General features: G+C 26.4%; 15 protein-coding genes. All 15 read right to left on the reverse strand.

Features of this window, described 5'->3' with window-relative positions; genetic code table 11:
- Nucleotides 1-31: 31 nt before the first annotated feature.
- Nucleotides 32-490 (reverse strand): transcriptional regulator NrdR, encoded by a 459-nt coding sequence (gene nrdR / locus Q5F54_RS05780; RefSeq protein WP_277231956.1) that lies wholly within the window; start codon nt 488-490, stop codon nt 32-34.
- A 19-nt stretch (nt 491-509) separates the two neighbouring features.
- Entirely contained in the window at nt 510-773 is a 264-nt protein-coding gene (locus tag Q5F54_RS05785) for a YlmC/YmxH family sporulation protein (RefSeq protein WP_071119614.1), read from the reverse strand.
- An 85-nt stretch (nt 774-858) separates the two neighbouring features.
- Entirely contained in the window at nt 859-2,532 is a 1,674-nt protein-coding gene (locus Q5F54_RS05790) for a diguanylate cyclase (protein ID WP_302168805.1), read from the reverse strand.
- A gap of 76 nt (nt 2,533-2,608) precedes the next feature.
- The gene (locus tag Q5F54_RS05795) at nt 2,609-2,728 is read right to left on the reverse strand and encodes a cyclic lactone autoinducer peptide (protein ID WP_281537930.1); all 120 of its coding nucleotides are present in this window, start codon (nt 2,726-2,728) and stop codon (nt 2,609-2,611) included.
- A 78-nt stretch (nt 2,729-2,806) separates the two neighbouring features.
- Nucleotides 2,807-3,451 (reverse strand): accessory gene regulator ArgB-like protein, encoded by a 645-nt coding sequence (locus tag Q5F54_RS05800; RefSeq protein ID WP_281537929.1) that lies wholly within the window; start codon nt 3,449-3,451, stop codon nt 2,807-2,809.
- A gap of 2 nt (nt 3,452-3,453) precedes the next feature.
- A complete protein-coding gene (locus Q5F54_RS05805) occupies nt 3,454-3,927 on the reverse strand; it encodes a hypothetical protein (RefSeq protein WP_281537928.1) in 474 nt (157 codons plus the stop codon).
- A 137-nt stretch (nt 3,928-4,064) separates the two neighbouring features.
- Nucleotides 4,065-4,838, reverse strand: a complete 774-nt coding sequence (gene sigG / locus Q5F54_RS05810) for an RNA polymerase sporulation sigma factor SigG (RefSeq protein ID WP_071119610.1) — start codon at nt 4,836-4,838, stop codon at nt 4,065-4,067.
- An 86-nt stretch (nt 4,839-4,924) separates the two neighbouring features.
- Entirely contained in the window at nt 4,925-5,647 is a 723-nt protein-coding gene (sigE, locus tag Q5F54_RS05815; RefSeq protein WP_083335004.1) for an RNA polymerase sporulation sigma factor SigE, read from the reverse strand.
- Between the two features lie 23 nt (nt 5,648-5,670).
- A complete protein-coding gene (locus Q5F54_RS05820) occupies nt 5,671-6,513 on the reverse strand; it encodes a sigma-E processing peptidase SpoIIGA (protein ID WP_071119608.1) in 843 nt (280 codons plus the stop codon).
- 456 nt (nt 6,514-6,969) lie between these two features.
- Nucleotides 6,970-8,112, reverse strand: a complete 1,143-nt coding sequence (gene ftsZ / locus Q5F54_RS05825) for a cell division protein FtsZ (protein WP_288523984.1) — start codon at nt 8,110-8,112, stop codon at nt 6,970-6,972.
- 105 nt (nt 8,113-8,217) lie between these two features.
- Nucleotides 8,218-8,571 (reverse strand): small basic family protein, encoded by a 354-nt coding sequence (locus Q5F54_RS05830; protein WP_083335003.1) that lies wholly within the window; start codon nt 8,569-8,571, stop codon nt 8,218-8,220.
- A 61-nt stretch (nt 8,572-8,632) separates the two neighbouring features.
- Nucleotides 8,633-9,331 (reverse strand): DUF881 domain-containing protein, encoded by a 699-nt coding sequence (locus Q5F54_RS05835; protein WP_281538664.1) that lies wholly within the window; start codon nt 9,329-9,331, stop codon nt 8,633-8,635.
- Nucleotides 9,332-10,009 carry a DUF881 domain-containing protein gene (locus Q5F54_RS05840; RefSeq protein WP_071119606.1) on the reverse strand — a complete coding sequence of 226 codons (678 nt, stop codon included), beginning with the start codon at nt 10,007-10,009 and terminating at the stop codon, nt 9,332-9,334.
- A gap of 27 nt (nt 10,010-10,036) precedes the next feature.
- Nucleotides 10,037-10,774, reverse strand: a complete 738-nt coding sequence (locus tag Q5F54_RS05845; RefSeq protein WP_302334091.1) for a cell division protein FtsQ/DivIB — start codon at nt 10,772-10,774, stop codon at nt 10,037-10,039.
- Nucleotides 10,775-10,934: 160 nt separating this feature from the next.
- On the reverse strand, nt 10,935-11,703 hold a 769-nt coding region (locus Q5F54_RS05850; RefSeq protein WP_302334092.1), incomplete at its 5' end, for a UDP-N-acetylglucosamine 1-carboxyvinyltransferase.

The following is an 11,703-nucleotide window of genomic DNA, read 5'->3' on the forward strand; positions in this document are numbered from 1 at the left end:
TATTGGTTGTATTGTTATATAGTTGTTCATCTTAGTCTTCTCTCTCCATAAGTATATTTTTTAATTCTGTTACGAAAGTATTTATATCTTTAAATTGTCTATAAACAGATGCGAATCTTACATATGCCACTTCATCTACATCTTTTAATTTATCCATTACCATTTCTCCAATTTTTTCAGTTTCTATTTCTGAAATATAGTGTTTGTTTATTTCATTTTCAATAAACGCTACTATTTCTTCAATTTGTTCAACTGATACAGGTCTCTTTTCGCAAGATTTTAATATACCATATTTTATCTTGTCTCCATCAAAGTACTCTCTTGTATTATCTTTTTTTATTACCATAATAGGTGTTGTTTCTATTTTTTCATAAGTTGTAAATCTTTTCTTACATGCCTCACATTCTCTTCTCCTTCTTATAGATTTTGAATCCGTATGTCTAGAATCTATTACCTTGCATTCTTTATGATTACAATAAGGGCATTGCATCTTTAGTCCTCCTTTGTAGCTATATATTAAATTCGTCTAAATTAAACTCTGATCCTATATTTACTATTATAGTATCACATCCTATTTTTAGTATATCATTCCAAGATATTGCCTCTTCTTCATATCCTCTAGAAAAAAAAGCACGTCCACTATCTCCAGATATAGAAAATGATATTACTTTTCCTTCATTAATATCCATATCTATATCTGTTATAAATCCCATCCTTTTTCCATTTTTTACATTTATTATTTCCTTTTCCATTATATCAGATACTCTTATCATATTATATCTCCTCTCAATAAAAAATATATTTATAAAAATAATTATGAACTTGGTCAAAAAAAAATGACCTATATTGGTCATCTTTTTAAAATTTATCTTTATATTTATCAAGCATATCTATGAATTTTTCAACTAAATCTGGATCAAACTGTGTACCCGCATTATCCCTTAACTCTTTAATTCCTTCTTCCTGAGTTTTTACTTTATTGTAAGGTCTATTAGACGTCATAGCATCAAAGCTATCTGCTATTGTAAGTATCCTCGATAAATAAGGTATCTCTGTTCTTTTTAGACCACTTGGATATCCTTTACCATCATACCTTTCATGATGATGCTTTATTATTGGTTTAAATTCATCAAGTTGCTTTATATCTTTTATCAAATCAACACCTGCTTGAGGATGATTAATAAACATCTGTCTATCTGACTCCGTTAGTTTTTCTTTTTTGTTTAAAACATCATCTGGTATTTCTAACTTACCTATATCGTGAAGATATGCCGCCACTTGTAACCTAATCTTTTCCGCTTTAGTTAAATCTAGATATTCACCAAAGTACTTGGCATATATAACTACCCTTTCTGTATGTCCATACGTATATCTATCTTTTATATTCATCATACTTATAAAAGCTTTTAAAGGTTTTACAGTATCTTTATTTATGTCCATATTTTCAGACAAATCATCTAATACACTACGATATAGTTCAACTCTATTTCTATTAAATGATTTTGCCCTATATAATGCATCATCAGCAGTATTTATTAACTGATGCTTACTTATAGCTTTTTTAGGATATGATGATACACCTATTGATATAGTTATATTTTTATCTGGCTGATTTTCTTGCCCTTTAAAATATGTATTTTGTATAGATGATCTAATTCGTTCACCTATTTTTACTGCATTATTTTCTGTAGTATTTGGAAGTATAGCTGCAAATTCTTCTCCCCCATATCTTGCTACAACATCAAAACCTCTAATACAAGATTTCATTATTTGACTAATTTCCTTAAGAAGTAAATCTCCAGCTTGATGCCCATTAATATCATTGAAATTTTTAAAGTAATCTATATCCATAAATAGTAATGAAACTTCTTGATTTTCCTTATCTGCATTGTCAATAGATTTTTGTAAAAACTCTTGAAAATATCTATGATTATACAGCCCTGTTAATTCATCTATATTAGCTAGATTTTTTAGTTCTTTACTATGTTCTCTTTCTATATCTACATACATACCTAATATAAATGCGGTTACAAATAATGCACTCAATAAAACTAAATCCTTTTCAAAATATTGACTTAAAGTTTGTTTATCTAGTCCAACTGATATAAAGTCTGTAAGCAATATTATAATTGTAGAAATACTAGCAACACCTAAGCTATAATTTCTACCAAATTGTATAGCACTAATTAATACTATAAAAATGCTTAATAACTTGTATCCACTATTGTATAACCCTGTTGTTAACATTACAAATATAAATACTAGCAGCATAAATATTGTTTCTATATAATCTGATAATTTTGGTGATTTGTCTATTCTACCCCTTATATAAATCACTATCCATGAAAAATATGCTAATACTGTAATTAACATAATAATCATTACCATAGTCATCAAGATTAAACTTTTTATTTCGCTTTTTAACTTTAGAAAACTCGATATTGGTATCATACTAAGTATAATATATATTATCTTTAATATTACAATTATTTCAAATACTTGTTTATTCCTTTTTTGTTCAAAAATACTCATATTATTCACCTAATTACTTAATTCATTAAATTGAAAACCATAAGGATAAATATTTCCTTATGGTCTTTTCTTTTTGCTACTCTTCTCTTAAAGATTTAGGTATTTCTGGTTCAAAGAAAATAAACATACAATAAGTTGCAGCTTCTTGAGCTATTCCTATTAATAATTCTGATATAGAATTAAATAAGAAATTCATTTTATAATCACCCCTACTGTTAAATATATATTTCAAAATAATTAATTATTTTAAAATCTAAATAAGTAACTATTTCTTCTAAAAAATATTAAAACTTCTATCTAACAAACTTATAAAACTTGATCCTTTTTCTGTTAATGCAGTTATTTGTAATACAATACCTAATATACAGGATACAATTATAGTTTTTATAACATTTAAATTCGTCAAAATATACATAATGTATAAACTTATTACTAGAACTGTATAGCTATTAATTAAAATAACTGCCTTTTTTCTTAATTTCTTTCTTGTACTTTCTTTTTTTAATGGTTTATTTTTTGATGGAATCGGACACTTTTTATTTATTACATAATAAAAATTAATTATAATAAAAACGCCTACTAACATTATGTAATTTAAATTTACACTATCAACTAAATATCTACACAACATGGATAAAATTAATGATAGTATTAAACCTATTGCTAAACACCTTTCCGGTGTAGTTGCATGAACTCCACCGGTATATCTTTTAAACCATGCACCTGTTATAGATATTATTATTATTTCTAGAGTCATTCCTGTTAATATCCCAGTTAATATTGTAAGTATTATTGCTATTAAAGTATGTATGAGGATAAATAAACCATATCTAAGTACAGCTTTTTCCTCTATACTTTTTTGTAATTTATCTCCTAATTTTGTAGATAAATCTATTGCAATCTTATCTATAACTCCCATAACTAACTCCTTATTTTAAATTTCAATATATTACATTTAATATACTTTAATAATATAACTATTAAAAACATGATTAATAGTGATGGAAGAGTTATAATTGCTCCTGTTAATGATGTATTATCCATTAATTTATCTACGCCTATATTTAATAAAGCAGTAGCTATTAATATATATATTCCTTCACTAAGGGCCAATGATATCCATACTAAGCAAGTAGAAACCATCGATTTTATTATATCATTATTTGCGTTTTTGAATAGTATAATCCAAACAGCTATCATTGATAATATTGAATGTACACCAAAATTTATAGGCAATAATCTTATAACACTTATAATAAAACCTAAACATATCCCATATTTTAATACTTTTTCCTTGTCTATATTAATTCCTAGCAATATTATACCGGATAATACTACAACTATACTCTCAGGAAAAGTCCTTGTAATTATATAAACTAAAGATGATTCTAACACAAACTTTCCTCCTATTTAATATATACTTATATTATATCATCTTTTAACATAAATTTCCAAAATATAACCTATTATTCTTATAATTTATGCAAATAAAAAACGTTGGTACATGCATACCAACGATAATAATAAATTTATTATATATATTTTTTCATATTTTTTAGTGCATTTTTTTCTATTCTCGATACTTGTGCTTGTGATATACCTATTTCATCTGCTACCTCAATTTGAGTTCTTCCTTTGTAAAATCTTAGATCCAATACCAATTTCTCCCTACTATTTAATTTTTTGATAGCTTCTTTTAATGCTATTTCCTGTAACCAATTTTCGTCTGTATCCTTTTTATCTTGTACTTGATCCATTACAAATATTGCATCTCCATTATCTTGGTATACTGGATCAAATAAAGATATTGGATCTTGTATTGCATCTAGAGCCATGACTACATCCTCTACTTCTAGTTCTAGCTCCTTTGCTATTTCCGATACTGTTGGTTCTTTAGCGTTATTTCTTACTAGTCTTTCTCTAACTTGCAATGCCTTATATGCAATATCTTTTAATGACCTACTTACTCTTATAGGATTATTATCTCTTAAGTACCTTCTTATTTCTCCTATTATCATAGGTACCGCATAAGTTGAAAATCTTACATTTTGACTTAAATCAAAATTATCAATTGCTTTTATAAGTCCTATACAACCTATTTGAAATAAGTCATCTATGTTTTCCCCTCTGTTATTAAATTTTTGTATCACACTTAAAACTAATCTTAAATTACCTCTAACAAACTCTTGCCTAGCTTCTTCATCTCCCTCTTTTATTTTTAAAAGAAGCTCCATCATTTGATTATTTTTAAGAACTGGAAGTTCAGATGTATTTACACCACAGATTTCAACTTTATTTATTTGCATACATTTCAGTCCTCTCTTAAAAGTTTTCTTATATGAAATTATTTACACATCATATATTTTTATACTTTTAAGAGTAAATTATTTATCTATACAAATTTTTTCATTTCTTTTTTTAATCTAGATATTATTTTCTTTTCTAATCTTGATATATAAGACTGAGATATTCCAAGCATTGTAGCAACTTCCTTTTGAGTTCTTTCTCTACCCCTTGTAGTTAACCCAAATCTCAACTCCATTATTTGCTTTTCTCTATCTGATAATCTATCTAGTGCCATAACTAATAAGTCTTTATCTATCTCTTCCTCTATAATTTTGTATATTTCATCATTTTCAGTTCCTAGTACATCAGATAACAATAATTCATTACCATCTACATCTATATTTAACGGTTCATCAAATGAAACTTCAATTTTTTTCTTATTATTTTTTCTAAGGTACATAAGAATTTCATTTTCTATACATCTAGATGCATATGTAGCTAATTTTATATTTTTATTCAATTTAAAAGTATTTACTGCTTTTATAAGTCCTATTGTACCTATAGATATTAGATCTTCTATATCTATACCTGTATTTTCAAATTTTCTAGATATATATACAACTAATCTTAGATTTCTTTCTATTAAAATTTGCTTTATACTATCATCAGTTTCTAATTGCTGTAGTAATTCCATTTCTTCTTCTGCACTTAATGGTGGAGGTAATATATTTACTCCTCCCATATAAAAAATACTTTTTGGCTTTATAATATTAAGCTTAATTAATATAAATACTATTTTATTTAATACCTTTGATATTAATGACTTCACTTTAATCTCCCCCTTTTTTTTATTTAAATCCCCTGTAATATATTTGGATTCAAAATAGCATCATATTCTGAATCATCAAAATTAGATAGCCCAATAACAACATTACTTATTTTATTTTTATCAATTTCAATGTAGTCAGCTTTAATCCCTAAAATTATTGAACCACTATTGCTTCCTGCATGCTTATATGGAATAAGTCTTACCCTTGAGGATAATATTTCATCTGAAGAACTTATAATATTCTGCACTTTGAATACATCCATATTCTCATAGTTATATTCTACTAACTCATCACTTATAATCCCCTTTAGTGCCCTTGATTTAACTATTATAACTTCATTATTACCTAAAGGATCTTTTAGTAAGTTTCCACTATCTACTAACGCCTCACATGTAAAATGTTTACCAAGTAAATTTATATCTATTGTTTTTTTTATGTCCTTAATATATTTAAGATTTTTTATGTCCCGATATATGTATTTAAGCAATTCACAACTTATATAAGTACATACTATTAAGAATGATATTTTCATATGCTCTATACCTGTAAAGTAGATTATAAAGTAGGTACTTCCACATATAAAAACATTTACTAAGTAAAACACTAAAGATATTCTTATAAATTCTTTTTTATCTTTATATGTAAATGATGTCAATATTATAAAGGTCATAATTATTAACTTAAATGGCAATGTAAATAATACGCCTAAAGTAGGATATAGATATGCAACTGAGTATATAGTTCCTAAAAAAGCACCTATCCATTTTTTTTTTTCGTTAGTATGCCTTTTTATAAGAATAGAAGTACAACTTATAATAATATAATTTATTAATAGGTTTTCTATAATGTAGTATTCTATATACATTACATTCCCCCCCCCTTTAACCTTTGTAATATATTATAAGTTGAACTATGCTTTATTTTATGTCATTTTTAATAGTCGAAAGAAATTTAATTTATAGTATAAATAAACAAAAAAAGAAAGCATTTTACTATTAAATATTAGTTACTTATATTTCTGTATTGTTTATTTGTTGAATTAATTTAATATAAGTAAAATTTTATCTTATTTTTTTACTAATAAATATGAATAATATAAATAAAAAATTTACTTCATTCATATCGCTAATAATATAAAACTTGCTACTAATTTAGTAATATCAGTTGTTTGATCCACTGCATAGGCAAAGTATTTCAAAACATTATTTTTTATACTTCTAAATATATTGATCTTTCTCTATTAAGAGTTTATCTATAAAAAATTTTTATTTCATAGTTTTCTTATACATAAAAAAAGAAGCCTACTGGCTTCTTAATATATTTATCTTCTTCTTCTTAAGAAAGTTGGTATTTCCATATCATCATCTAATATAGAACTTCTTCTTGGCTCTTCTCTAGTAACAGCAACTTCTTCTTTTACTTCGCTAGGTTTAGTAGTTATCGGAGCTGTATTTAATGTTGGCTTCGGTGAAGTTTTAACCTTTTCTATTACTTCTGGTTCCATATGCTTTGCTTCATCAAATCCTGTAGCTATTACTGTTATTCTTATTTCTTCAGCTAAATCTTCTCTTATAGAAGCTCCAAATATTATATTAGCTTCTGGATCGCAAGATTCTTGAACTAAAGTTGATGCTTCATTTATTTCAAGAAGACCTAAATTAGCCCCACCTGTTATATTAAGTAATACTCCTTTGGCTCCTCTTATTGAAGTTTCAAGAAGTGGAGATTGTATAGCTTCTCTAGCTGCTTCTATAGCTCTATTTTCCCCTGTTGCATTACCTATACCCATATGAGCTAGACCTTGTTCCTTCATTACAGAAGTAACGTCTGCAAAGTCTAAGTTTATAAGACCTGGTACTGCTATAAGGTCAGATATTGATTGTATACCTTGTTTTAATACATCATCTGCCATAGAGAATGCATCTAACATAGAAGTGTTCTTTTGAACTATTTGTAATAATCTATCATTAGGTATAGTTATTAATGTATCTACTTTAGATTTTAATTCCGCTATCCCATTTTCAGCATTTTTCATTCTTACTTTACCTTCAAATACGAATGGCTTAGTAACAACTCCTACTGTAAGAATTCCCATTTCCTTTGCAAGCTGAGCTATAACAGGAGCTGCACCAGTACCTGTTCCTCCACCCATACCAGCTGTAACAAATACCATATCAGCACCTTCAAGTACTTTTATAATTTCATCCTTACTTTCTTCTGCTGCTTTCTTTCCAACTTCAGGATTTGCTCCTGCTCCTAGTCCTCTAGTAAGCTTTTCACCTATTTGAATTTTATGTTCAGCTTTTGATGTATGTAGAGCTTGCTTATCTGTGTTAACTGCTATAAACTCTACACCTTGAAGCTGAGCTTCTACCATTCTATTAACTGCGTTATTTCCACCGCCACCTGCACCGATTACTTTAATTTGCGCAAGACCATCTATTTCTACGTCAAAGTTTAGCATATATAGACCTCCTTATTTTATGATTGTAAGTAAATGTATGTATTAATTATATCATTTAATTCTAAATTTTTGTTAATTCTTAAGTAAGTTATTCCACAAAAATATTTATTTTCCTCTTTTTTTATCACTAATTTTTGTAACAATATGTCTCCTTATCACCGATAAATTGTCAAATAATCTCGACCCAAAGACTAATATAGCTACATAATAAAGCGGAAGACCTAATCTATCCCCTATATACGTCAATATTATAGCTAATAACGCATTTCCTATAAATCCAGTTGCAAAGATTAAATTATCATATTTACCGTTTAATCCTGACTTTACTGCACCAAATATTGAATCTATAGTGGCAAGTATTGCTACTGACATGTATAAAGAATAATTTGCTGGATATGTAAATGGAATATAAAATCCTACTACTACTCCAAGTGCTAGCCCTGCTAGTATCCATATCATAATATTCACCTTTTCTATTTTACTTTGAAACTAATATATTTTTCAAGTTTTTTAATACTTTTTATTCATATTTTTTGAAAGAATTTATTATAATATCATTTTCCTCTTCTACTTTTATATAAATACCGTATACTTCTTGTAATATATTAGTATATGATTGTGGAGAAATCACTGAAGCCTTTAATGTATTTAAGTCTCCTATAGCTTTAATTATAAATGGTTGTCCATAAGTAGTATCATTTACTTTTATAGTTGAACCCGAACACTTTATTTTACTTAATGTAAGTAATCTTTCTCCATTTATAGATATTGCTATAGCTCCAGCTTTTTTTAAATCATTTACAATTCTTAATATATCTATATCATGAACTATAAGTTCATTTGGATTTTGATTTTCTTTTAAATCATTTTCACTATCTTTTATAGTTATTATTATTCCATCCCCTATTACTTTAGATTCTCCTGTAACATCTTTTAAATATGATAATTCATATTCCATTAATTCCTTAACAGATTTTTCATTTAGTGATTTTTGCTCGTATGCTTCTAAGTCTTTCTCATATTCAAGTTTAATATTTCTGAGCTTTTCTATTTGTTTATTTTCTATTTCTATTTTATGCTCTAAATTTTTCTTTTCTTCTAATGTTATATAAACCTTCTGTGGATTTAAAGTCTTAATATATATAGCTATAAGAATACCTAATATAAACGCGCATAGAATAACCATTTTTTGTTTTATATATTTTTTTCTCTTATTCATTTAATTACCAAAATCTATATCTTTTATTTTTTTATCATATCCACTTATACTTATATTATCGTCACTTTTTATATCAACTTTATAGTTATAATATTTCTCTATCTCCCAAGCAATACCATACTTAATTCTAAGTGCAGACTCTAATGTTTCTTTATTTCCTATAGCTTTTATAGTTATTGGCTCTTTTATTTTAGTGTTGTTTATGTATAAACTATCATCTTTTAAGTCTAAGTATGTATCAAACACTATTCTTTCTCCATTTATAGATATAGCACTTGCTTGAGCTGAATTTAATTTATTTACAATCGATAGTATTAAGTCATAATTATAAATTATACTATCTTCTGAACTATTTTTTATCAATTTAACTATTATTCCAGTACCCTTAACATTTGTATATCCTGCTAATTCTTCATAATACTTAATTTCAGATTTTAAAATATCATCTCCCTCATCTTCTTTGTATTTATCTATTTCCCTTTTTATTGTATTTATTTGTTCTTTTAAGCTATTTGATTCTTTTTTTAATGATTTTAACTCTATTAATAGTTGCTCTCCTTTCTTAGATGTAGTCATTCCTTCATTCTCTAAATTGATAGTCTTAAATTGAAGACTTATTAATACCCCTAAAAATACACTACTAACAACTACACTTTTATAGGGAATTTTTATTTTCATAATATCAACTCCTATTGGACTTAATTTTTAAGGCCTATATAAAGCATACTTTCCAGTAGATAAATCAATTTCTCCTCCTTTTTGTTTCTTATTCTGTAAATCAGCTAAAATCATTGCTAATCTAGATATATTATATTTTAACTCTTCATCACTATTTAGTAGTATATTTATATCCTCCTTAGTGCCCATATTTATAGAATTAGGTTTTGTCATATCTATATTGTCTATCTTTTTATAAATACCTTCTTCTTTTATATACTCTAATAAGTATAGTAACCTTTTTTTTTTTTTTTTTTTCTTAAATTTTATCTCTTGTGAATCGGTTTTATTATAATCTATATGTACTGTAATTACTTCATTATCTTTATTATTTTCATCAATTTCATCTATAAAATTACCTTCTTTGTCTATATAGCAATATATTTCTTCATTATATAAATTCGCCACTATTTCTTTTTCTATTATACTAACCTTTAAAGTATTTGGTAGTAATCTTTTTATTTCAACTTTATCAATATATTTATTATTTAATAATATTTCTTCCATATCTTTTATATTGTATCTAAATATATTTTTGTTATTGTTTACCTCTAAAGCTTTTATAATATACTCAGATTCAACATATTTATTCCCCTCTATTTCAATATTATCACTATTAAATATTCCACTATTTAGTGATGTGTATAAAACTATAACTACAATTAATATAAGACTAAAAATAATAACTACTTTACTAGTGTTTATCCTTTTTTTATTTTTTTTCATCTATGTACCCCTCTTAATCTGTATTTTATATATAAATACAACTTTTGTAGTGCTATCTCCTACATATATCTTAATTTATATTATTTTTTAACTTATAAATTTATTACTTTACTTGATAATCTAAAATTTCTTTATTAAATATAAAAAGGCCTTAAGGCCTTTATTCATCTTTTAATTTAATTATATCTGCACCAAGACTTCTTAATACATTTTCAAAGTTTTCATATCCTCTTTCTATATGATATATATCACTGATTTCACTTTTACCATCGGCTGCTAGTGCTGCTAATACTAAAGATGCTCCTCCCCTTAAATCAGGAGATTTAACTCTTGCACCGTGTAGTTTTTCTACTCCATTTACCATGCATATATTTTCTGTTATATATTTTATATTAGCTCCCATTCTAATAAGTTCTGCACAATGCATAAACCTATTTTCAAAAATAGTCTCATGAAATACACTCACACCATCTGACAATGTCATAAGTGCCATAAGTTGAGATTGCATATCAGTTGGGAATCCTGGATGAGGACAAGTTTTTACTAAGTCTACAGCTTTTATTTTTTTAGGTGCTACTAAAATTAACCCCTTCTCAGTATATTTTATATCACATCCAGCTATTCTTAGCTTATCACATATAGGTTCCATATGATCTTGCACTACCTTATCTACTTCTAAAGTGCCACCAGTTATGGCACTTGCAATCATATATGTTCCTATAGCAATTCTATCTGGTATAACTTCATATTCAACTTCATTTAACCTATTAACGCCCTCAATCTCTATATAACTAGTTCCTGCTCCATTTATTTTTGCTCCCATAGCATTTAAAAATTTTGCTAAATCTTCTATTTCAGGTTCTCTGGCCGCATTGTATATTTTTGTAATTCCCTTTGCTTTTATTGCGGCTAATATAGCATTTTCTGTT

This window comes from uncultured Romboutsia sp., from assembly GCF_958366745.1.
GTDB lineage: Bacteria > Bacillota > Clostridia > Peptostreptococcales > Peptostreptococcaceae > Romboutsia > Romboutsia timonensis.